The organism is Mesorhizobium sp. P2_E6, from assembly GCF_056403835.1.
Genome location: NZ_JBFUEQ010000006.1, coordinates 396,349 through 417,615, shown reverse-complemented (window position 1 = coordinate 417,615; position 21,267 = coordinate 396,349). Strand labels below are relative to the sequence as shown.

General features: G+C 64.3%; 18 protein-coding genes. 10 read left to right on the top strand and 8 right to left on the bottom strand.

The genetic code is table 11. From position 1 onward, the window contains the following. The first annotated feature begins 11 nt into the window (after positions 1–11). Both AC1D08_RS17945 and AC1D08_RS17940 read left to right on the top strand, forming a co-directional pair. Positions 12–1,592: an ABC transporter permease gene (locus AC1D08_RS17945; RefSeq protein ID WP_457150792.1), complete on the top strand. Its 1,581-nt coding sequence runs from the start codon at positions 12–14 to the stop codon at positions 1,590–1,592. Then, complete coding sequence (locus AC1D08_RS17940) at positions 1,589–2,671, top strand: ABC transporter ATP-binding protein (protein ID WP_095084865.1); 1,083 nt, start codon at positions 1,589–1,591, stop codon at positions 2,669–2,671. Before AC1D08_RS17945 ends, AC1D08_RS17940 begins: the two co-directional genes overlap by 4 nt. A 45-nt stretch (positions 2,672–2,716) precedes the next feature. Here AC1D08_RS17940 and AC1D08_RS17935 read toward each other — a convergent pair whose 3' ends face one another. From AC1D08_RS17935 to AC1D08_RS17915, 5 genes are all read right to left on the bottom strand, one after another. Next, positions 2,717–3,526: a phosphodiesterase gene (locus AC1D08_RS17935; RefSeq protein WP_457150778.1), complete on the bottom strand. Its 810-nt coding sequence runs from the start codon at positions 3,524–3,526 to the stop codon at positions 2,717–2,719. Between the two features lie 62 nt (positions 3,527–3,588). After that, on the bottom strand, positions 3,589–4,689 hold the full coding sequence (locus AC1D08_RS17930) for a sn-glycerol-3-phosphate import ATP-binding protein UgpC (protein ID WP_477397866.1): 1,101 nt from the start codon (positions 4,687–4,689) through the stop codon (positions 3,589–3,591). A 14-nt stretch (positions 4,690–4,703) separates the two neighbouring features. After that, positions 4,704–5,618, bottom strand: a complete 915-nt coding sequence (locus AC1D08_RS17925) for an ABC transporter permease subunit (protein WP_477423669.1) — start codon at positions 5,616–5,618, stop codon at positions 4,704–4,706. 7 nt (positions 5,619–5,625) lie between these two features. After that, positions 5,626–6,510 (bottom strand): carbohydrate ABC transporter permease, encoded by an 885-nt coding sequence (locus AC1D08_RS17920; protein WP_477423667.1) that lies wholly within the window; start codon positions 6,508–6,510, stop codon positions 5,626–5,628. Positions 6,511–6,668: 158 nt separating this feature from the next. Next, on the bottom strand, positions 6,669–8,021 hold the full coding sequence (locus AC1D08_RS17915) for an extracellular solute-binding protein (protein WP_477228404.1): 1,353 nt from the start codon (positions 8,019–8,021) through the stop codon (positions 6,669–6,671). A gap of 244 nt (positions 8,022–8,265) precedes the next feature. Between AC1D08_RS17915 and AC1D08_RS17910 the strand changes: the two genes are divergently transcribed. Further along, positions 8,266–9,306 carry an endonuclease/exonuclease/phosphatase family protein gene (locus AC1D08_RS17910; protein WP_457152273.1) on the top strand — a complete coding sequence of 347 codons (1,041 nt, stop codon included), beginning with the start codon at positions 8,266–8,268 and terminating at the stop codon, positions 9,304–9,306. A gap of 233 nt (positions 9,307–9,539) precedes the next feature. After that, positions 9,540–11,978 (top strand): putative bifunctional diguanylate cyclase/phosphodiesterase, encoded by a 2,439-nt coding sequence (locus tag AC1D08_RS17905; protein WP_457152272.1) that lies wholly within the window; start codon positions 9,540–9,542, stop codon positions 11,976–11,978. Here AC1D08_RS17905 and tlpA read toward each other — a convergent pair. Next, positions 11,975–12,661, bottom strand: a complete 687-nt coding sequence (gene tlpA, locus AC1D08_RS17900) for a thiol:disulfide interchange protein TlpA (RefSeq protein WP_457152271.1) — start codon at positions 12,659–12,661, stop codon at positions 11,975–11,977. The genes AC1D08_RS17905 and tlpA overlap by 4 nt on opposite strands. A 35-nt stretch (positions 12,662–12,696) precedes the next feature. Between tlpA and argH the strand changes: the two genes are divergently transcribed. From argH to lysA, 3 genes are all read left to right on the top strand, one after another. After that, complete coding sequence (argH, locus tag AC1D08_RS17895; protein WP_457152270.1) at positions 12,697–14,097, top strand: argininosuccinate lyase; 1,401 nt, start codon at positions 12,697–12,699, stop codon at positions 14,095–14,097. Positions 14,098–14,190: 93 nt separating this feature from the next. Next, a complete protein-coding gene (locus tag AC1D08_RS17890; RefSeq protein WP_111544266.1) occupies positions 14,191–14,397 on the top strand; it encodes a lipoprotein in 207 nt (68 codons plus the stop codon). Between the two features lie 67 nt (positions 14,398–14,464). Further along, on the top strand, positions 14,465–15,733 hold the full coding sequence (gene lysA, locus AC1D08_RS17885; protein WP_477228401.1) for a diaminopimelate decarboxylase: 1,269 nt from the start codon (positions 14,465–14,467) through the stop codon (positions 15,731–15,733). 34 nt (positions 15,734–15,767) lie between these two features. On the opposite strand, the gene AC1D08_RS17880 is transcribed toward lysA, so the two are convergent. Continuing rightward, the gene (locus tag AC1D08_RS17880; RefSeq protein WP_095084875.1) at positions 15,768–16,070 is read right to left on the bottom strand and encodes an ArsR/SmtB family transcription factor; all 303 of its coding nucleotides are present in this window, start codon (positions 16,068–16,070) and stop codon (positions 15,768–15,770) included. A 50-nt stretch (positions 16,071–16,120) separates the two neighbouring features. Between AC1D08_RS17880 and AC1D08_RS17875 the strand changes: the two genes are divergently transcribed. The 3 genes from AC1D08_RS17875 (at position 16,121) to AC1D08_RS17865 (ending at position 20,195) form a co-directional block, all read left to right on the top strand. After that, on the top strand, positions 16,121–17,062 hold the full coding sequence (locus AC1D08_RS17875) for a threonine/serine dehydratase (RefSeq protein ID WP_457152267.1): 942 nt from the start codon (positions 16,121–16,123) through the stop codon (positions 17,060–17,062). A gap of 114 nt (positions 17,063–17,176) precedes the next feature. Further along, complete coding sequence (locus tag AC1D08_RS17870) at positions 17,177–19,768, top strand: TIGR02302 family protein (RefSeq protein WP_477228399.1); 2,592 nt, start codon at positions 17,177–17,179, stop codon at positions 19,766–19,768. Positions 19,769–19,823: 55 nt separating this feature from the next. Continuing rightward, positions 19,824–20,195: a glyoxalase superfamily protein gene (locus AC1D08_RS17865; protein ID WP_095084877.1), complete on the top strand. Its 372-nt coding sequence runs from the start codon at positions 19,824–19,826 to the stop codon at positions 20,193–20,195. Positions 20,196–20,252: 57 nt separating this feature from the next. On the opposite strand, the gene AC1D08_RS17860 is transcribed toward AC1D08_RS17865, so the two are convergent. Further along, positions 20,253–21,116, bottom strand: a complete 864-nt coding sequence (locus AC1D08_RS17860) for a LysR family transcriptional regulator (protein WP_457152216.1) — start codon at positions 21,114–21,116, stop codon at positions 20,253–20,255. Between the last annotated feature and the right edge of the window lie 151 nt (positions 21,117–21,267).

Sequence of the window (21,267 nt, the reverse complement as noted above, 5' to 3'; positions counted from 1 at the left end):
CGTCTGACCTGATGCAGTCTGCGGTCGATCTCGCGCGCTCGGGCCTGCCTGCGGGCACAGGCCGAAGGGCTCGGCGACGCGCGGCACCCTGGCTGGTCATCGCCGCCATCTTCGTTTCGCTGCTGGCGCTGCTGCCGCTTGCCTTCATCATCTGGACCGCGGTGCAGACCGGCTGGGAAACCGTCTCGGCACTGGTCTTCCGGCCGCGTGTCGGCGAGCTTCTGGTCAACACGGTCCTGTTGGTCTTGCTGGCCGTGCCGATCGCCGTCGTGTTGTCGGTGGCGCTGGCCTGGCTGACCGAGCGCAGCGACCTGCCTGGCGCCCGGCTCTGGGCCTGGCTGTGCGTGGCGCCGCTCGCCATTCCGGCTTTTGTGCACAGCTACGCCTGGATCACCATGGTGCCCAGGCTGCACGGCCTGGGAGCCGGCGTGCTGGTTTCCGTCATCGCCTATTTCCCGTTCCTCTATCTGCCGGTGTCGGCGGCATTGCGCCGTCTCGATCCCGCCCTCGAGGACGCCGCGGCAGCGCTCGGCCTTGGGCCATGGCGCGTATTCTGGCGCGTCGTGCTGCCGCAACTCAGGCTTGCCATCTGCGGCGGCTCGCTGCTGGTCGGGCTGCATCTGCTGGCCGAGTACGGCCTCTATGTCTTCATCCGCTTCGACACCTTCACCACGGCGATCGTCGACCAGTTCCAGTCGACCTTCAACGGGCCGGCCGCCAACATGCTGGCCGGCGTGTTGGTGAGCTGCTGTTTCGTGCTTCTGGGCCTCGAAGTGCTGGTGCGCGGCGAAGAGCGCTATGCGCGCGTTGGCTCCGGCGCCGCACGACACCAGCAGCGCGCGCCTCTCGGCCGCGCCACCATCCCGTGCCTGGCCTTGCTTGTCGCCACCACGCTGCTGGCGCTTGGCGTGCCTTTCGTCACCATCGGCGGCTGGCTTGTCGCCGGCGGCACCGCTGTATGGCGCTTCGACGAGATCGGGCTAGCGCTCGGCCAGACGCTGTTCCTGGCGCTCGCCGGCGCTTTGCTCGCCACCGTCGCCGCCATGCCGATGGCCTGGATCTCGATCCGCGCGCCCGGGCCATTGCAGCGCCTGCTGGAGGGCTGCAACTACATCGTCGGCTCGTTGCCGGGGGTCGTCATCGCGCTGGCGCTGGTCACCATCACGGTGCGCATCGCCCTGCCCCTCTACCAGACCCTGTTCACCATCCTGGTGGCCTATGCGCTGATGTTCCTGCCGCGCGCACTGGTCAGCCTGCGCGCATCGATCGCGCAGGCGCCGGTCGAACTCGAACGCGCTGCTTCCAGTCTCGGCCGGCCGCCGCTGCAGGCGCTGTGGTCGACGACGATCCGCCTGTCGGCGCCAGGGGCCGCGGCCGGCATGGCGCTGGTGGCGCTCGGCATCATGAACGAACTGACCGCCACCCAGATGCTGGCGCCGAACGGCACCCGCACGCTAGCCATGGCGTTCTGGTCGTACAGCGGCGAGATTGATTATGCCTCGGCCGCCCCTTACGCCTTCATCATGGTGGCGATGTCGCTCCCCTTGACCTGGCTGCTCTATGTCCAGTCGAAACGGATGGCCGGACGATGAGCTTTCTCGAAATCAGTGGCCTGCACAAGCATTACGGCCCGGTGGCGGCACTTGCCGGCGTCGACCTGAGCGTCGTCAGCGGCAGCCGCACGGCGATCGTCGGCCCGTCCGGTTGCGGCAAGACGACCTTGCTGCGGCTGATCGCCGGCTTCGAGGCGCCGGACCAGGGTCGCATCACGCTCGATGGCGAGGTGCTGGCCAAGGACGGCAGCGCGGTGCCGGCGCATCGTCGAGGCATCGGCGTGGTGGCGCAGGACGGCGCGCTGTTCCCGCACCTGACCATTGGCGACAATATTGGTTTCGGCATGGGTCGCGGCGAGGACAAGCGCGCCGAGCGCATCGCAGAACTCGCCTACATTGTCGGGCTCGACAAGGCGATCCTCAAACGCCGCCCCCATCAACTCTCCGGCGGCCAGCAGCAGCGCGTGGCGCTCGCCCGCGCCATGGCGATGAAGCCACGGCTGATGCTTCTCGACGAGCCGTTCTCGGCCCTGGATACCGGCCTGCGCGCCTCCATGCGCAAGGCCGTGGCCGAACTCCTGGAGGCGGCCGGCATCACGACCATCCTGGTGACACACGACCAGGCCGAGGCGCTGTCCTTCGCCAGCCAGGTGGCGGTGATGCGCGACGGCAAGTTCTCGCAGGTCGGTACGCCGCGCGAGCTCTACCTCAAGCCGAAGGACAGGATGATCGCCGAGTTCCTCGGCGACGCCATCATCCTGCCGGCCAAGATATCGGGCGGCTTCGCCTATTCTCCGCTCGGCCGCATCGCCGTCGATACGTCGGACAGCCGCGATGTTGTCCGCATCATGCTGCGGCCGGAGCAGATTGCCTTGAAGCGCACATCGCGCGAAGGCATGTCGGGCACCCCTGACATGCTGTTCGGCGAAGTGACGGAATCAGAATTCGCCGGCTCGATGTGCACGGTCGCGGTGCGGCTTCTGAACAGCGCCGATCCGCCCGACGCCGCCGCGATCGGCAACACGCCGCTGATCCTGCGCAAATCGGGCATGGACGCGCCGGCGGTCGGCGAGATCGTCCGGCTGACCGTATCGGGAACGGCGCACGTGTTCGCCTGAACGGTCGAAGGCTGGCGACGTTGTGCCTCAACGCGGCGAGCAGGCTCACGCCGTGATGCGTTCGCCGGTTTCGCCGGAATAGATCGGCCATTGTTCAAGAAAATCGCAGCCATGTACGACCACGCGCCCGTTGGCGCTGTCGACGAGGATGACCGCGTAGGAGGGTGGCGCCTGCTCGACAATCTCGCTCGACCTGTCGAGGGCGAGCGCGAACCTTGCATGCAGGCCGCGCTGCGCCGAGAACGGAATGCCGGCGACCGTTCCGGCAATGTCGCGATGGACGTGACCGAAGAAGATGTGGCGGACGTTGCCGTGGCGCCGCAGCAGGCCGAGGAACCGTTCGGGCTGCTCGAGCGCCAGCGGATCGAGTTGCGGCAGGCCGAGCGCGACCGGCGGATGGTGCATGAAGACATAGGCGGGCCTGCCGGCTGTCTCCTCGAGCCGGGCGTCGAGCCAGGCAAGCCGCCTTTCGCACAATTCGCCTTTGATGCGTCCTTCCGCCAGACAGTCGAGGAACAGCAGCACCTCGTCGGCCATTTGATGAGCCGACTGCACGAAGCCGTTCTCATCGACCGGAACTTCAGGAAACGCCGCGGCAAGATTGGCTCGCCGGTCGTGATTCCCCGGCAGCAACCGCCAGGGCACCGACAGCGCATTCAGGGCTGTCCTGAGATCGGCATAGCTCTGGGGCGCTCCGGTCTCGGTCAGGTCGCCAGTAAAGACGCAAAGCGCCGCGTCGGCGTGATGCGCATTGATGTGCGCGATGCATGAAGCCAATCGCTGATGCAGGTCCACGCCATAGCGGCGCTCGCCCTGCCGGCCAAGATGGACATCGGTGACCTGGATTATTTTCATCGCACGACCGTTTTGCCAGCACCGCCTGCCCCGTCATCGGCGACAGTGACTGCCTTCAAAAATCAGAGTGCTGGCTCCGGCACCGAGGCCTTGAAGACCTCGAGACGGGTTCCCGTGTCCGACGAGAAGAAATGCAAGTCATCCGGCGAAAACCGCAGACCGACAGTGCTGCCCGGCTCGGGGTGGACGGCCTCCGATGTCATGACGGAGAACGACGCGCCATCGAGATCGACATAGATGACCCGTCCCGCGCCCAGTTCCTCGACGAGGTCGACGGTCGCATCGAGCGCGCCTGCCGTGCCCGGCGCCACCAGACGGACCGCTTCCGGCCGGATGCCGACGGCCACCTGCGTGCCGACAGCCAGACCGGCGCGTTGAACGGCAAGGCGCCGGCTGCCGCCCAGCAGCGAAAGCCCGTCGAGCTCGACCGTGCCTTCGAGCATGTTCATCGCCGGCGCACCGACGAAGGTGGCGACGAAACGGCTGGCCGGACGGCTGTAGACCTCACCGGGCGTGCCGACCTGTTCGACACGTCCGCCATTCATCACCACCAGCCGGTCGGCCAGTGTCATCGCCTCGACCTGGTCATGCGTGACGAACACGGAGGTGGCGTTCAAGCGGCGATGCAATTTGCGGATCTCCGAGCGCATCTGGACCCGCAGTTTGGCGTCGAGGTTGGACAGCGGCTCGTCGAACAGGAACACCTTGGGTTCGCGGATCATCGCGCGGCCCATTGCAACGCGCTGCCTCTGGCCTCCGGAAAGCGCCATCGGCTTGCGGTCGAGCAGATGTTCGAGCTCCAGCGTACGGGCAACCGCCTGGATGCGCTGCGTACGCTCGGCGGCCGGAACACCCGCGACCTTGAGCGAATAGCCGATGTTCTGCGCCACGCTCATATGCGGATAGAGCGCATAATTCTGGAACACCATGGCGCAGCCGCGCTCGCGCGGTTCCAGCTTGTTGACGACGGTGCCGTCGATCGCGATCGTGCCGCCGGAGATATCCTCCAGCCCGGCGATCATGCGAAGCAAAGTGGACTTGCCGCAGCCGGATGGCCCGAGGATGACGACGAACTCGCCCGACGCGATATCGAGGTCGACGCCGTGCACGACCTGCGACTTGGCGTAGCTCTTCTTAACGTCGCGAATGGTGATGGAGGCCATTGGCCGTCTCCTTGTTACTTTTCGGTGGCGATCAGGCCGCGCACGAACCAGCGCTGCATGGCGACCACGACAATCAGCGGCGGCAGCATGACGATAAGCGTTCCGGCCATGGCGATGTTCCATTCCGGGATGCCGCCGACATTGGGGATAAGCTGCTTCAACTCGGTGACCGCTGTCGCATGCGACTGGTCGGTGGTGATGAGCAGCGGCCACAGATACTGGTTCCATGCCCACAGGAACATGATGGTTCCAAGCGCCGCCATGTTGTTGCGCGACAGCGGCAGCAGGATGTCGATGAAAAAGCGCAGGGCTCCGGCGCCGTCCATGCGCGCGGCCTCGGTCAGTTCATCGGGAACCGTCAGGAAGAACTGCCGGTAGAGGAAGGTGCCGGTTGCCGTCGCGATCAGCGGCAGGATAAGTCCGGAATAGGAGTTGAGCAGCCCGAGGCTGAGCGAAACCTGCACACCTGAGACTTTCTCGATGAGCCAGCTCAGACCAGTCAAATCCAGGATGGTCTGATAGGGCGACAGAACGTTGGCGACCACTGCATAGGTCGGCACGATGCGCACTTCCAGCGGCAGCATCAGCGTGACGAAGATCAGCCAGAAGATGAAGGTGCGGCCGGGGTAGCGGAAATAGACGATCGAAAAGGCGGTGAGCGCCGAGATCATCACTTTGCCCGCCGCGACACCGGCGGCCATGATGAAGCTGTTCAGAAGCTTGGGGCCAAGGTCGGCGGTCGTCCAGGCCGTCTCGATGTTGAGCCAGAAGTCGCTGCCCGGCAGCAGCGACATCGGCACATCGTTGACATCCTTGAGATTATGCGACGCGGCAATGGTGACGACCACGAACGGGGCGATGCAAAGCACGAAGCCGACGAACAAGATCACATGCGTGAAGAAATTGAGGAAAGGGGTGCGCTCTACCATATCGGCCTCACCTGTAGTGCACACGCCGCTCGATGAAGCGGAACTGGAAAATGGTCAGCACGATGATGAGCAGCATCAGGATGATGCTCTGCGCGGCGGCACCCGAGTAATCGAGCCCTTTGAAGCCGTCGGAATAGATCTTGTAGACCATCAGGTTGGTGGCGTTGGCCGGCCCGCCCGAGGTCATGATGTCGACGATGCCGAAGGAATCCTGGAAGCTTTCGGTGATGTTGATGACCAGCAGGAAGAAGATCGTCGGCGTGATCAACGGGAACTGGATGTCCCGGAAACGCCTCATGACGCCCGAGCCGTCCATCGCAGCCGCCTCGATCAGCGAACGCGGAATGGCTTGAAACGCGGCGAGGAAGAAGATGAAATTATAGCCGACATATTTCCAGGAGAAGGCGATGATGATCGAGGCCATGGCGTCGGCGCCATCAAGGCCAGGGTCCCAGAAGCCGGGCCAGACCTGGTTGACGACGGCGATGAAGCCCGCTTCCGGCGCCAGGATGAATCGGAACGCCATTGCCAGCGCTGGAGCGGCGATGCCGTAGGGCCAGATCAGCACCACGCGATAAAAGCGCGAGCCGGCGAGTTGCCGGTCGGTCAGCGCCGCGAGCACGAGCGCGATGAACATGGCAAGCCCGGTGCTGATCCCGGCAAAGACCAGGCTGGCGGTGATCGAGTTCCAGTAATCGGCGTTGGACAGGATCGAACGGAAATTGTCGAGCCCGACCCAGATGTTGCCGCCGCCCCAGGGCTGTTGCAGCGTCAGCGACCAGTAGACCGCCTGACCGGCCGGCCAGTAGAAGAACGTGAAGATCAAGAGGAGCTGCGGCACCGCGAAAAGGATGCCGATTGTCCAACTGCTGAAGGTAACGCGTTTTTCCATCGGTCCGCCGACGCCGCTTAACAGCTGGCTTAGAGCAAAGGGAGACTAGTCCACGAAATGGCCGCCCGTCGACCCAAGCATGATCCCGAAAGTGGAAAGCGGTTTTCGGAAGAGATCATGCCTGGACAAGACCGGCGGGCGGCCGCGTAGATCCGAGATCAGGGCAGGGTCTTACCCGGATAGGTCTGCTGGAAGCGGTCGAGGATGGCATCGCCATTCTTGACCAGCGTGTCGAGGCCCTCCTGGACGCTGACCTTGTTGGCGAAGATCGCCTGCATCTGCGTGCCGAACTCGGCGCGGATCTGGGTGAAATTGCCCAACCGGATACCGCGGGTGATTTCGGTCGGTTCGGACGCGGTCAGGCTGGCGATCGCGGTTTCACGGCCCTTGAAGGGCGCCTTGTCGTAGAAGCCACTCGACTTCATGTAGTCGAAGCCCGACTTGGTCACCGGGATGTAGCCGGTGTTGGTCGACCAGAACAGTGCGGTCTTGGGATCGTGGATGAAATTGAGGAACGCGGCCGCGCCCTTGTATTCCGCGTCCGACTTGCCCGAAAGCACCCACAGCGAAGCGCCGCCGACCAGCGAATTCTTGCGCTCGGTACCGGCGTAGGCCGGCAGTTCGGCGACATCCCAGTTCATGCCTTCCTTCTGGGTCTTGCCGACGGTGCCGTGGTCGCCGACCGAGGTCATGATGACCTGGCAGGTGCCCGAGGCGAAAGCCTGGACCATGTCCTGGCCGAGGTCCTTCGACTTGATCTTGATCAGGCCGGCGTCATACCACTTCTTGAGGTCGGTGACGTACTGGACGAACTTGGTCTTGTTGACTTCCAGGCGGGCGTCGAGGCCGTCATAGCCGTTGTTCTTGGTGGCGATCGGCTGGTTGTGGATGGCCGAGAACTGCTCCATCAGCTGCCAGCTTTCATTGGCCGAGATGTTGATCGCCATCGGGCATTCGTAGCCGGCGTCCTTCATGGCCTGCAGGTCGGCGCCCACATCTTCCCAGGTCTTCGGCGCCTCGGTCTTGCCGATCTTGGCGAAGGCGTCCTTGTTCCAGTACAGCAGCGCCGTCGAGGAATTGAACGGGAACGACAGCATCTCGCCCTTCGACGTCGCGTAGTAGCGCGCGATACCGGGGAAATAATCGGCGTAGTCGATCTTGTAGCCGTTTTCTTCCATCAGCTTGTCGGCCGGCTTGTAGGCGCCCGAAAGCATCATCGTGGCGGTACCGACATCATAGACCTGGACGATGGCGGGCTGTTTGCCGGCGCGGAAGGCGGCGATGGTGTTCTGCAGCGTGGCGTCGTAGTTGCCCTGGCTGGTGCAGACGACTTCATAGTCGGACTGCGAGGCGTTGAAGTTCTTGCACAGCGTGTCGACGACACGTGCGAGGTCGCCCGAAAGGCCGAACCAGAAATCGAACTTGGTGGGCGCAGCGGCCGCTGGCAGCGCCATGGAAACGCTGATTGCACCGGCGGCAAGAGCCGCCAGGCCATTTTTGATCATCGACATGAATCTCATTCCCTGTTGAGTGGCTCGTTTCAAGGATCGTTGCGCAGGTCCCGGGCCGTCTCATAGAGAAAGTATGTGACAGTTCTGCTGTGCCTTTTCAGGCCTGTGGACAGCCAATCTCTCCTCCCTCGACGGCTTGCGCCGGCATGAAATGAAAACGTCATATCGGCGCCCTAGGTACCTAGGGCGTCGAAAACTGGCGTAAAGGCCCAGGTCGTTAACCGGCTAAAAATGGATAGACGAAATGCTTGTCTCGCAGCTGACACATGTGCCGATCGCCGACCGCGAGGCCATGCGCGACGGGCCGCGTGATAGCGCCACCCATCTGCGCCTCGCTGCCGCCACTCCCGCGCTCGGTCAGATCGAGATCGGCGGCAGGGCCTCGCGCGAAAGCGCCGGCGAGACGCTCACTGTGGTGGCATGGAACGTCGAGCGGCTCCGCCACGGCGATGCCGTCGCGGCGACGCTTGTCGGCCAGTCTCCCGACGTCGTGCTGCTGTCCGAGGTCGACGAAGGCATGGCGCGCTCCGGCAATGGTCATCCGCTGCGCGCCCTCGCCGACCAGCTCGGCCATGCCTTCGCCTATGGCGTCGAGTTCGTCGAGCTCGACGCCGGCAACGCGGCGGAACGCTCGGCGACCGGCGGCGCATCCAATGCCGAAGGTTTTCATGGCAATGCCGTCATCAGCGCGGTTCCGCTGCTTCGTCCTTTCCTGGTGCGGCTCGACGCGGCCGGCGGTTGGTTTCGGCCGGAGCGTGGCCAGCCGCGTATCGGCGGACGGATGGCGATCGGTGGCCAGGTGCAGGTCGGCAACCGCCGGGTGACGGTGGTCTCGGTGCATCTCGAAAACCGCACCGATCCCGATGGCCGCGCCGTCCAGACACGACATCTCCTCGATGCCATCGACAAATATGATCCGCAGGCACCGGTGCTGCTCGGCGGCGACTTCAACACGCTGACGGCCAGCCATGAGGACCGCCACGACGATCCCCAGGCCTGGGCGGCCCGCATCGCCGCCGAGCCCGACCGGCTGATCGATGTCGAGCCGCACGAACCGCTGTTCGCGATCCTCGCCGGGCGCGGTTACGACTGGAAGGCCGCCAACAGGCTCGACCTACCCACCCAACGACGCGAGGCCGGCGATCCCACTCCCATCGGCCACATCGACTGGTTCTTCACCCGCGGCCTCGTCGCGAGCGCTCCTGCCGTTCTTCCAACCGTGCTGCCGGATGGCCGACCGAGTTCCGATCACGAGGCACTCGTCGTGACGATTCGCATCGCGTGACGGGCTAGGGCCTCTCAGATTCATGGACCTCGATCTGCGGTCGGTTGGCCGGCCCCTGCGCCACTTCCGGCCCCCTGAAACCGCATCCACCCGAATGACGGGCCGATCCCACGCGGCCGCGCCTTACCCGGTAAGGCACGTCAGGGTTGCAGCGTACTTAATCGATCTTTCAACCACCAAAGGCTAATCAATGCTATTGCCTTGTTTATTCCCGATAGATCAGGTGAGAGAAGATGCTGACGGTCTACAATTGTATCGTCAATGAACACGATTTGAGACTGGTGGCGCTCGCCGCACTGATCTGTGGAATATCTTCCTTTTCTGCCGTCAACCTGCTTCACCATGTCGGCCGGTCGACAAACCGAAACCGGCTTGCCTGGTTGATGATTGCGGCGGCGTCGACCGGCTTCGGTATCTGGGCGACGCATTTCATCGCCATGCTTGCGTTCACGCCGGGCATACCAAACGCCTACAATCCGGAACTCTCCGTGCTCTCGCTTGCCGCTGCCGTTGTCCTGACAGCCGCCGGCATGTGGGTCGCCACGTTGCGCAACGGGCTCGACCACTATCTCGTCGGCGGCGCCATCTTGGGCGGTGGCATTGCCACCATGCACTACATCGGCATGGCGGCGTTCGAGGTGCAGGGCAGGATCGAATGGAACCCGCTGCTCGTGGCGGTCTCTTTGCTGGCGGGGGTAACGCTCGCCGCGTTGGCGCTTTTGGTTGTCCTGCGTCGCCCATCGCTGTCTGCGACACTGGGCGGCGCGGTGCTGCTGACGCTGGCGATCTGCACCTTGCATTTCATCGCGATGGGCGCGGTGTCGATCGTCCCGGATTCCTCGATCGAGATATCGCCATACACGATCGCGCCCACTTCGCAGGCCTTTGCCGTGGCGGCCGCCAGCCTGGTGATCCTTGTTCTCTCGGGCACGGCACTTTGGATCGATCTGCGCTTCCGCCGCCAGAAGCTCGAGGCCGACCGCATGCACGGTTTGGCCAATGCTGCCGTGGAGGGTCTGATCGTCTGCGACGGCAACCGCGTCATCAGCGCCAATGACAGCATGGCGAAGCTGACGGGCACGGCAACCGAGGCGCTGAACGGGATGCAGCTTGGCGACCTCTTCGGGTCCGATATGCCCGGCTTCGGCGAGCAGCCGCAGGAGGCCGAATTGAGGGGCCACGACGGCGCGGGCATTCCCGTCGAGTTGATCGCCAGGAGCATCGACTACTGTGGCAAGCCTCACAACGTGATTGCGGTCCGCGACATTCGCGAGCGCAAGAAGGCGGAACAGGAAATCCTGCGCCTTGCGCATTTCGATCCCTTGACCGGCCTTGCCAATCGCCGGAGCTTTTCCGGCCGGCTCGAGATGGAGATCGCCGCGATGGGCCGGGCCAGGAAAACCGGCCACCTGGCGCTTCTGTTGCTCGATCTCGACCGGTTCAAGGAGGTCAACGACCTGTACGGGCACGGCGCCGGCGACGCCATGCTGCAGAAGGTTGCGCAGTGTGTCACCGGCGTCCTTCGCCAAGGACAAATGGTTGCGCGGCTGGGCGGCGACGAATTCGCCATCATCGCCCCAAACCTGACCGACCCGTTGGAGGCCGGCCGCATCGCCAACGCCGTGCTGAACGCGATGCGCGAGGAAAACAGGCTCTCGGTCGGCGGTGGCCTCGTGTCGGCCAGCGTCGGCATTGCGCTATTTCCGTCGGATGCCGAAAACCAGGCCAGCCTGATAACCCATGCCGATACCGCACTCTACCGGGCCAAGACCGAAGGCAGGGACACATACCGCTATTTCGAGGCCTCGATGGGGGCCGAGGCCCGCGACAAGCGCGTGATGGAGCACGAACTCCGACAGGCTGTCGCGCGCAGGGAGTTCTACCTCGTCTACCAGCCGCAAAAGGAGATCAGCAGCGGAAAGATGGTCGGCTTCGAAGCCCTGATCCGTTGGCGGCATCCGACGCGCGGCGACGTGCCCCCGACCATATTCATCCCGATCGCCGAAGACAGTGGAGCCATTGGCCAGATTGGCGAATGGGTGCTGACGGCGGCCTGCGAGGAAGCCGCCCGCTGGGAAAATCCGCTGACGGTGGCCGTAAACGTTTCGGCGGTGCAGCTTCACAATCCGAATTTCAGCCGCAAGGTCCACGAAACACTGCTGAATTCCGGTCTTGCGCCCGGCAGGCTGGAACTTGAGATCACCGAGACGGCGCTTGTGAAAGACATGCCGCGCGCGCTGGCGACCTTGCGGCAGGTCAAGGCGCTGGGCGTGCGGGTGGCCATGGACGATTTCGGAACCGGCTATTCCTCGCTTTCCAACCTTCGCGCCTTTCCCTTCGACAAGATCAAGATCGATGGCTCCTTCATCAAATCCGTCGACAAGAACGGCCAGGTCGCGGCGATCGTGCGCGCCGTTCTGGGGCTCGGGCGCGGCCTCGGCCTGCCGGTTCTGGCGGAGGGTGTCGAGACGCTCGGCGAACTGAAATTCCTGGATGCCGAAGCCTGCGAGATCGGCCAGGGTTACTATATCGGCAGGCCTGGCCTCATCGAGGAGTTCGACGAACTGACCGGTGTCGACGCACCCCGCGTCAGCAACGACACGGCTGGCCAGCGCAACAGAAGCGTCCTGGCCTTCGCACCCGCGCCTGCCCTGAGTGTGGACAGAGCCTAGCTTTCGGGCTGGAGCGCGGCCTCGACCAGCCGCTTTGCGTCCGGCCCCGACCATTCGGCAGGGCCGTTCATATGGGCGATCAGGCAACCTTCGCCATCGATCAGCATGGTGGCGGGAAGGCCGAGCGCCAGCCCGCGCGTCTTGAGGTCGTTGAACACGGCCATCGTCGAATCCCGGTAGTAGCCGAGCGTCTTGACGCCTGTCTCGCTGAGGAACTTCTTCGGCTTCACATCGTCGCCGGCATCGACATTGACGGCGACCACCTCAAAGGCGTCGCTGCCCTTTTCCTTCTGCAGCGCATCGAGAGCCGGCATTTCGGCACGGCACGGCGCGCACCATGTCGCCCACAGATTGAGCAGCACCGTCTTGCCGGCATGGTCGGCGAGCGTCATCGGCTTGCCGTCTGGCCCATTGAACGCAAGGCTCTTCAACGATTGCGGCGGATCGGCTGGCAACAATGCCGCGACCTCGCCGGTGGCCGCTGCCGCCACCTTCTTGGCGCGCTCGCCCTTGGCGGCGCAGGCGACATCGTCCTTGCTGTCGCCGACAGCCACTTGGTGCTCGGCGTTGTTGCCAGACCGGCTCTCGCTGACATATACCGCGACCGCGCCGGCCAGCGCGCCCGCCACCAAAGCGGCGAGGATCAGGCGCGGGGCCGGGAAGAATCTACTACCGTCTGCCATTTTCTCAAAACTGCTCCGAAGCACGGGTTATAGCCATGAGCGACAAGAAGACCAGCAACCAGATGTGGGGCGGACGTTTTGCCTCGGGTCCGGCCGCGATCATGGAAGCGATCAACGCGTCGATCTCGTTCGACCGCAAGCTCTATGCGCAAGACATCCGAGGTTCGATCGCCCATAGCGAGATGCTGGCGCAAACGGGCATTATTTCGGCGGCCGATCAAGAAAAAATCGCTCACGGGCTGAACACGATTCAGAAAGAGATCGAGACCGGCACATTCGAGTTCTCGACCCGGCTGGAAGACATCCACATGAATGTCGAGGCTCGCCTCGCCGACCTGATCGGACCGGCGGCCGGCCGCCTGCACACCGCCCGCTCGCGCAATGACCAGGTCGCGGTCGACCTGAGATTGTGGGTCAAGGACGAGTGCCTCCGCGTAGCCGGGGCGTTGAAAGGGCTGATCGAGGCGCTTCTGGCACGCGCCGAGGAGCATGCGGCGACGGTGATGCCGGGCTTCACCCATATGCAGGCGGCGCAGCCGGTGACCTTCGGCCATCACTGCATGGCCTATGTCGAAATGTTTGCGCGTGACCTTTCGCGGGTTCGCGACGCGATCGAACGGATGGATGAAAGCCCGCTCGGCGCCGCGGCCCTTGCCGGCACCAGCTTCCCGATCGACCGCCACAAAACCGCCAAGGCACTCGGCTTCCGCGAGCCGATGCGCAATTCGCTGGACAGCGTTTCGGATCGCGATTTCGCGCTGGAGTTCCTCGCCTTGGCGGCGATCTGCGCCACGCATTTGTCGCGGCTCGCCGAGGAGATCATCATCTGGTCGACGCCGCAATTCGGCTTCGTCAGGCTGTCGGACAGCTTTTCCACCGGCTCGTCGATCATGCCGCAGAAGAAGAACCCCGACGCCGCTGAATTGGTGCGCGGCAAGACCGGCCGCGTTACCGGCCATCTGGTCGGCCTGCTGACGGTGATGAAGGGCATGCCGCTGACCTATGGCAAGGACATGCAGGAAGACAAGGAATCGGTGTTCGATGCCGCCGAGACGCTCGACCTGATGCTGGCGGCGATGACCGGCATGGTCTCGGACATGACAATCAACGCAGCGGCGATGAAAAAGGCCGCCGGCTCGGGCTACGCGACCGCCACCGATCTTGCCGACTGGCTGGTGCGCACGCTCGGCTTGCCGTTCCGCGAGGCGCATCATGTCACCGGCCGGGCGGTGGCGCTGGCCGAAGACAAGAAAGTGGGGCTGGAGAAGCTTTCGCTGGAAGACCTGCAGTCGATCAATCCAGGTATCACGGCGGATATTTTTTCGGTGCTGGCGGTGCAGAACTCGGTGAAGAGCCGCACCAGTTTCGGCGGAACCGCGCCGTCGGAAGTCAGAAGGCAGATCCGCGGCTGGAAAAAGCGCATCGCCAAGGCGTGATCCCAGCTATTGCGACCAGCAATATCCAGGGTGCAATGCTCTGAGAACTCGGCTAAAAGCGGCGGCTGGAAAAAGTTTCGGACGGATGGATCGATGACCGGAAGCAGGATTTTGGTGACGCTGACGCTGCTGGTGGCGATTGCGGCCGTCTCGGCCTGCGGCCGGAGGGGCGCCCTCGACTCGCCCTATGAGGCAGCCGTCCAGGCGCGCAAGGATGCCTCTAAGGCGCACCAGCCCGTGCCGCCGGAGCCGGAAAAACCGGTCAAGGACAAGAAGTTCTTCCTCGACCCGCTGATCTAGTGCCGATGACACCGGGTTGGTCTTTTGAACCCGGTCTCATCGTGCTCCAACTTCCGGAACCACTCTCGTGAACCATTTCGACTACCGCGACGGCGTGCTGCATGCCGAAGACGTGGCGATCCCTGATATCGCTGCACAGGTCGGCACGCCATTCTATTGCTATTCGACGGCCACCTTGACCAGGCACTACCGGGTGTTTGCCCAGGCCTTTGCCGGACTCGACGCGCTGGTCTGCTATGCCATGAAGGCTAATTCCAACCAGGCGGTGCTGCGGACGTTGGCCAGGCTCGAGGCCGGTGCCGACGTGGTGTCGGAAGGCGAATTGCGGCGAGCGCTGGCGGCCGGCATCCCGGCAAGCAAGATCCTGTTTTCGGGCGTCGGCAAGACCGCACGCGAAATGGACTTTGCCCTCGCCGCCGGCATCCTTTGTTTCAATGTTGAATCCGAGCCGGAACTGGAACTGTTGTCGGCCCGTGCCGCCGCCCTTGGCAAGGTGGCGCCGATCTCGCTGCGCATCAATCCCGACGTCGACGCCAAGACCCACAAGAAGATTTCCACCGGCAAGGCCGAGAACAAGTTCGGCATTCCGTGGCAACGGGCGCGTCAGGTCTATGCCCGTGCCGCACAGCTGCCAGGCCTCAAGGTCACCGGCATCGACACCCATATCGGCAGCCAGATCACCGAGCTGCAGCCCTTCGACGACGCCTTCGCCCTGCTTGTCGATCTGGTCGGCGCGCTGCGCGCCGACGGCCATGCCATCGAGCATATCGATCTCGGCGGCGGCCTCGGCATCCCCTACCGTGTCGACAACAACCCGCCACCCTTGCCGGACGCCTATGCCCAGATCGTCAGGAAGCATGTCACCAAGCTCGGGCTCAAGGTGATGTTCGAACCCGGCCGGCTGATCGTCGGCAATGCCGGCATCCTCGTCTCGGAAGTGATCTTCGTGAAGGAAGGCGACGCCAAGAATTTCCTCGTCGTCGACGCCGCCATGAACGACCTGATCCGGCCGACGCTCTACGACGCCTTCCATGACATAAAGCCGGTGGTGCAGCCGCCGGCCGACACGCCGCGCATGATGGTCGATGTCGTCGGCCCGGTCTGCGAGACCGGCGACTATCTCGGCCTCGACCGTGACCTGCCCAGGCTGAAGGCTAGCGACCTGATTGCCGTTTCCACCGCCGGCGCCTATGGCGCGGTGCAGGCCGGCACCTACAACACCCGCCTGCTGGTGCCCGAGGTTCTGGTCGACGGCGATCGGTTCCACATCGTGCGCCCGCGCCTGACCTATGACGACCTGATCGGGCTGGATTCGGTACCCGACTGGCTAAGGTAGACGCTGCTCCGTCCGAAACGCTGCGCCGGCGGCGCTACAACCGGTTCTGGATGAGTGCCCTTGTGTCGGCGATCCTGTCCTCGTCGCGGCGGTAGAACGTCCATTGCTTGATGCGCTTGGCCCGCAGCAGGCCGGCCTGCGTGAGCACGCGCATGTGTTCGCTGAGCGTCGCCTGTGTGATGCCGAGCTTCTCGGCGATCAGCAGGGCGCAAACGCCGTCCTCGACCAGATCGCCATCGGCTTGGCGCGGGAAATGCGCGCGCGGGTCCTTCAGCCAGTCGAGAATCTGCAGCCTGCGTTCGTTGGCGATCGCCTTGAAGACATCAACCTCTTGCATTTAGCTATTTTGCCAAGTTACTAATTACTGTCAATCCCAGGGAGACGTCCATGAGCAACGGCAACACCGTCACACGCGAACGCATTGCCACGATGGAACCGCGCATTCGGCCGCATGTGCGCCACACGCCGGTGCTGCGCGTCGACATGGCCGACTTCGACCGCCCGCCGCTGACCATCGACCTGAAGCTCGAGTGCCTGCAGCATTCCGGCTCGTTCAAGGCGCGCGGCGCTTTCACCAACCTCCTGGAGAGAACGGTTCCAAAGGCCGGCGTCGTCGCCGCATCAGGTGGCAACCATGGCGCAGCGGTCGCCTACGCCGCCATGCGGCTTGGCCACAAGGCGACCATCTTCGTTCCCGAGGTGAGCCCGCCGGCAAAGCTGGAGCGGATCCGCAGCTACGGCGCTGAGCTCATCGTCGGCGGCGCCCGCTACGCCGAGGCGCTGGCTGCCAGCGAGCGCTTCGCCGAGGAAACCGGTGCCTTGCAGATCCATGCCTTCAACCAGGAGGAGACGCTGGTCGGCCAGGGCACGCTCGGGCTGGAAATAGAGAGCGATTTGCCTGAGATCGACACGCTGCTGGTCGCCGTCGGTGGCGGCGGCCTGATTGGCGGCATCGCCGCCTGGTTCGCCGGCCGCATCCGCATCATCGCCATCGAGCCGGAAGGGGCGCCAACGCTTTACCGCGCCTTCGAGGCCGGCCGCCCCGTCGACGCGCCGGCCGAGGGCATCGCCGCGGATTCGCTGGCGCCCAAGCGCGTCGGCGAAATGATGTTCCCGATCGCCGAGGCCTTTGTCGAACGCTCGATCCTGGTCAGCGACGACGACATCGTCGCTGCCCAGAAGGCGCTGTGGGACCGGGTGCGCATCATCTCGGAACCGGGCGGTGCCACCGCCTTCGCGGCCGTGCTGTCCGGGCGGTATGAGCCCGCGCCCGGCGAAAGGGTCGCCATACTGGTCTGCGGTGCCAACGCCAACCCCGCCACGTTCTGACAGCAACCAGTCCGGCAGCTTCACGTTTTCTCAAACTGCCTCGCCTTTGCCGTGTTTGCTGGTATTCTTCGAGTCGTGAGGATCGGGCTATCCTGCCCGCCCATGGAAGGGCCGATGACGCAACGACCCACCTTCAGCAGCCATCGCGGTCTGGCCCGGCGCCTTGCCTTGAGCCGGCTGGCGACGCGGGTCTCGATGATGGTCGAGCGTGGCTGGCCGTTGCTGCTTCCGCTCGTCATCGTCGCCAGCCTGTTCCTCAGCGTCTCCTGGCTCGGCATCTTCTCGCGCCTGCCGGACGTGGCGCGCATCGGCCTGCTCGCCGCATTCGGTGTGGCAGCACTTGCGGCACTCTATCCGCTGCGTTTCTTCCGCTTGCCGGGCGCCGCCGAAATCGACCGCAGGATCGAAGCGGCCAATCAATTGCTGCACAGCCCGGTGCTGGTGCAGACCGAGCGGCCGAGCGGCCGAGAAAGCAGCTTCTCGCAGGCACTGTGGCGCGAACACCAGAAGCGCATGGCCGGAAAGCTCGACAGCCTTGGCGCCGACCTGCCTCGCACGCGCGTGCCGGAGCGCGACCGCTGGGGTCTGCGCGCGGTGGCCGCACTTTTGCTGGTGACCGCCTTTGCCTTCTCCTTCGGACCGAGCGGCGGCAGGATTGTCGACGGGTTCAGTGCCCATGGCGTCCACGATGCCATACCACCGCGCATCGACGCCTGGGTGACGCCGCCGGCCTATACCGGCAAGCCGCCGATCTTCCTGACCGCCGACGTCAACCAGGCGACGCCGACCTTCATCATCCCCGAAGGCAGCGACGTCTCGCTGCGCGTCACCGGCGGTTCGGGCGAGGAAACGCTCGCCTATGCCGACAAGAACGGCAATTCCCGCGCCATCGACCCGGCCGGCCCGCAGGCTGCCGCCACGGCCAAGCCGGCGGCGAGCCCGGCAACGCCATCCAAGGTGCGCCAGTTCACCGGCAAGCTGACCGGCGACGGCACCCTGACGCTGACGTCGGGCGAGGATCAGCTCGGCCGCTGGGCCTTCGCGGTCATGCCGGACAAGCCGCCGCAGATCCGTTTCGTCGGCGAGCCGAAGCGCGCCGCCAACGGCGCCTTCGAGCTCAACTACCAGATCGACGACGACTATGGCGCCGCCAATGCCAAGGCGGTTTTCGCGCTCGCCGATCCGCAGGCGCCCAATGCACATCCGCTCTATGGTCCGCCTGAAATGCCGCTGTCGCTGCCGCGTCGCGGCGGCAAGTCGAATGCCGCCCGGACGACTAAGGACCTGACCGAGCATGTCTGGGCGGGCAGCAGCATCAAGCTGACGCTGGTCGCCACCGACGATGCCGGGCACACCGCGTCGAGCGAGACCAAGACGCTGGTTATGCCGCAGCGGCCATTCGCCAACCCGCTGGCGCGCGCGGTGCTCGAGCAGCGCCGCCTGCTGGCGCTCGACGCCAACGCCAAGCCTCACGTGCTCGACTTGATGGACGCAATCACGCTGCGGCCCGAGGACACGTTCGACAACATGTCCCACTACCTCGCCATCATGAGCGCCCGCAGCCGGCTGAAGATGGCCGTCAATGACGACCAGCTGCGCAGCGAGGTGTCCTATCTCTGGGAAATCGCGCTCGGCATCGAGGAAGGCAATCTCTCGGCCGCCGAAAAGCGGCTGCGCCAGGCGCAGCAGGCGCTGCAGGACGCCATCAAGAACGGCGCCAGCGACGCGGAAATCGAAAAGGCGATGAAGGAACTGCGCGAGGCGATGAACCAGTTCCTGCAGGAATTCGCCGAACGCGCCAAGCAGAATCCCAACGCGCCGCAGATGCAGCAGAACGGCCAGGAACTGCGCCAGAGCGATATCGACCGCATGATGGACCAGATCGAGAACTTGGCGAAGTCGGGCGATCGCGACAAGGCGCAGCAATTGCTGTCGCAACTGCAGGATATGATGAACAATCTCCAGGCCGGCCGTCAGCAGCAAGGCGGCCAGCAGGACAGCGAGATGCGCCAGCAGATGGACAAGCTCGGCGAAATCCTGCGGCGCCAGCAGGAGATGATGAACGACACATTCCGCATGGACCAGATGCAGCGCGGCGAGCGCCAGCGCGGACAGAACCGTGAAGAGCAGCTGGGCCAGGACGGTGAGCAAGGTCAATCGGGCGAAAACGGCAAGCCCGGCGAGGATGGCCAGCAGAAGCCGATGACACCGCAGGAATTCGCCGATGCGCTGAAGCAGCTGCAGCAGGGCCAGGGCCAGCTGAAAAGCGACCTCGAGCAGCTGAAGAAGGGGCTCGAAGGCATGGGCATGGAGCCCAACGAGGGATTTGGCGAGGCCGGCAAATCCATGGGCAATGCCGAACAGGCGCTCGGCGAAGGCGACGGCGATCAGGCGGTCGGCCACCAGGGCCGGGCGCTGGAAGCGCTGCGCAAGGGCGCCAAGGACATGATGAAGCAGATGCAGGCCATGCAGGGCGATCAGGGCGGCAGCGAGGAAGGTGGCCGCCAGCAGAACGCCGACCGTGACCCGCTGGGCCGTCCGCGCGCCAGCCAGGGCCCTGATTTCGGCGATTCGGTGAAAGTGCCCGACGAGATCGACGTGCAGCGCGCCCGCCAGATTCTGGAAGCGATCCGCAAGCGGCTCGGCAATGCGCTCAGCCCCGACATCGAACGCAGCTATCTGGAACGGCTGCTCGAGCTGAAATAGGGATCGCCGCCCCGCTTCCAACCTCACCCGAAGACACTCGAACGGTTGCAACACCATGCCGAAACTTGGCGCCGTCACGCCCATCCTGCGCATCTTCGACATTGCCAAGGCACGTGAGTTCTATGTCGGCTTCCTTGGTTTCGAGGTGCAATGGGAGCATCGCTTCGACGACAACGCGCCGCTCTACATGGCGGTCGGCCGAGACGGCTGCGTGCTGCATCTGAGCGAACATCACGGCGACGGCGCGCCTGGCATTGCCGTGCGCATCAAGGTCGAGGACATCGCGGCACTTCATCGCGAGCTGATCGGAAAAAATTACCGCTTCGCCAGGCCGGGTCTGGAGGAAACGCCGTGGAAATCCCGCGAAATATCGGTCGCCGATCCGTTCGGCAACCGGCTGCATTTCCACGAGGAAGCGGCCGCTTGAGTCTTTGTTTGTGCATGTCGTTATCCCAAGACCGCTGCACAGCTTGGACGACAGGCACTAGATCTGCCTGTTGACGAACGCTTCGCGGATTGCCTCCTGCATGCCGTCGATCGCCTCACCCGAGGCATTCGGGTTGCGGTGCATCACCACATTCGAGGAATCGATGTCGCCGAACCCGTCCGCCGACGTCAGTTCGCGGCAGCCGGCCGGAATGTTGCTGCGCGAGATCGGCGCGATCGCCAGCCCGGAGGTGACGGCGAGCTTTAGGCCGCCAGTCGTGTCACTGGTATAGGCGACGCGATAGGCAAGACCGCGCTGCTCCAGTGATTTGACGGCAAAATCCTTGCACCAGCCGGCCCGGTTGTAGAGCGCGATCGGCACCGGCCGCTCCTCATGCATGTGATGCAGGGTCGATGTCACCCATACGGTCGGATCGTGCATCAGCACTTCGCCGCCGGCAGGATCCTGCCATTCGAAAACCACGCACAGATCGAGTTCGCCGGCGGCGAGCGCCGCCACCTGCGCCCCCGAATGCGCATAGCGCACGGTGACCTCGACCTGGGTGTGGCGCTTCGAAAAGGCGCCGAGCGCGCGCGATAGGATCGCGTGGCCATACTCCTCCGGAATGCCGATGCGCACCGGCCCGCCAAGCGGTGCCGCCGCCATCGATGCCGCCGTCTCGTCGAGCAGCGAGACGATGCGGCGAGCATTGACGATGAGTTCGCCGCCGCGCCGCGTCAACACGACGCCGCGTGAACCGCGCTCGAACAGGATGTCGCCGATCAGGTCCTCGAGCTTCTTCATCTGCATCGACACCGCCGACTGGGTACGGCCTGCCTGCTCCGCCGCCCTGGTGAAATTGCCCGCTTCGGCAATAGCCACGAAGGTGCGCAGAAGGTCGCTGTCGAGGGTCGGTCGCATGAAATCCGCCATAAGGAATTTTGATCACTGATATCATTCCAATTCGTTTGCAACATGTCAAACGCCGAACGATAGTCGCCTCACCCATTGGATATGCGGCTGCGAAATCGGCCGCGGACCAATTCGAAGAGTCCTCACTCATGCCCGCTGC

What these genes read in the sequence shown, in the direction of transcription:
- AC1D08_RS17925 (WP_477423669.1), bottom strand. Translation starts at nt 5,618, where the DNA reads ATGGTAGAGCGCACCCCTTTCCTCAATTTCTTCACGCATGTGATCTTG.
- AC1D08_RS17935 (WP_457150778.1), bottom strand. Translation starts at nt 3,526, where the DNA reads ATGAAAATAATCCAGGTCACCGATGTCCATCTTGGCCGGCAGGGCGAG.
- argH (WP_457152270.1), top strand. Translation starts at nt 12,697, where the DNA reads ATGAGCGACAAGAAGACCAGCAACCAGATGTGGGGCGGACGTTTTGCC.
- AC1D08_RS17905 (WP_457152272.1), top strand. Translation starts at nt 9,540, where the DNA reads ATGCTGACGGTCTACAATTGTATCGTCAATGAACACGATTTGAGACTG.
- AC1D08_RS17870 (WP_477228399.1), top strand. Translation starts at nt 17,177, where the DNA reads ATGACGCAACGACCCACCTTCAGCAGCCATCGCGGTCTGGCCCGGCGC.
- AC1D08_RS17915 (WP_477228404.1), bottom strand. Translation starts at nt 8,021, where the DNA reads ATGTCGATGATCAAAAATGGCCTGGCGGCTCTTGCCGCCGGTGCAATC.
- AC1D08_RS17945 (WP_457150792.1), top strand. Translation starts at nt 12, where the DNA reads ATGCAGTCTGCGGTCGATCTCGCGCGCTCGGGCCTGCCTGCGGGCACA.
- AC1D08_RS17890 (WP_111544266.1), top strand. Translation starts at nt 14,191, where the DNA reads ATGACCGGAAGCAGGATTTTGGTGACGCTGACGCTGCTGGTGGCGATT.
- AC1D08_RS17920 (WP_477423667.1), bottom strand. Translation starts at nt 6,510, where the DNA reads ATGGAAAAACGCGTTACCTTCAGCAGTTGGACAATCGGCATCCTTTTC.
- AC1D08_RS17860 (WP_457152216.1), bottom strand. Translation starts at nt 21,116, where the DNA reads ATGCGACCGACCCTCGACAGCGACCTTCTGCGCACCTTCGTGGCTATT.
- AC1D08_RS17875 (WP_457152267.1), top strand. Translation starts at nt 16,121, where the DNA reads ATGAGCAACGGCAACACCGTCACACGCGAACGCATTGCCACGATGGAA.
- AC1D08_RS17910 (WP_457152273.1), top strand. Translation starts at nt 8,266, where the DNA reads ATGCTTGTCTCGCAGCTGACACATGTGCCGATCGCCGACCGCGAGGCC.
- tlpA (WP_457152271.1), bottom strand. Translation starts at nt 12,661, where the DNA reads ATGGCAGACGGTAGTAGATTCTTCCCGGCCCCGCGCCTGATCCTCGCC.
- AC1D08_RS17880 (WP_095084875.1), bottom strand. Translation starts at nt 16,070, where the DNA reads ATGCAAGAGGTTGATGTCTTCAAGGCGATCGCCAACGAACGCAGGCTG.
- AC1D08_RS17940 (WP_095084865.1), top strand. Translation starts at nt 1,589, where the DNA reads ATGAGCTTTCTCGAAATCAGTGGCCTGCACAAGCATTACGGCCCGGTG.
- AC1D08_RS17930 (WP_477397866.1), bottom strand. Translation starts at nt 4,689, where the DNA reads ATGGCCTCCATCACCATTCGCGACGTTAAGAAGAGCTACGCCAAGTCG.
- AC1D08_RS17865 (WP_095084877.1), top strand. Translation starts at nt 19,824, where the DNA reads ATGCCGAAACTTGGCGCCGTCACGCCCATCCTGCGCATCTTCGACATT.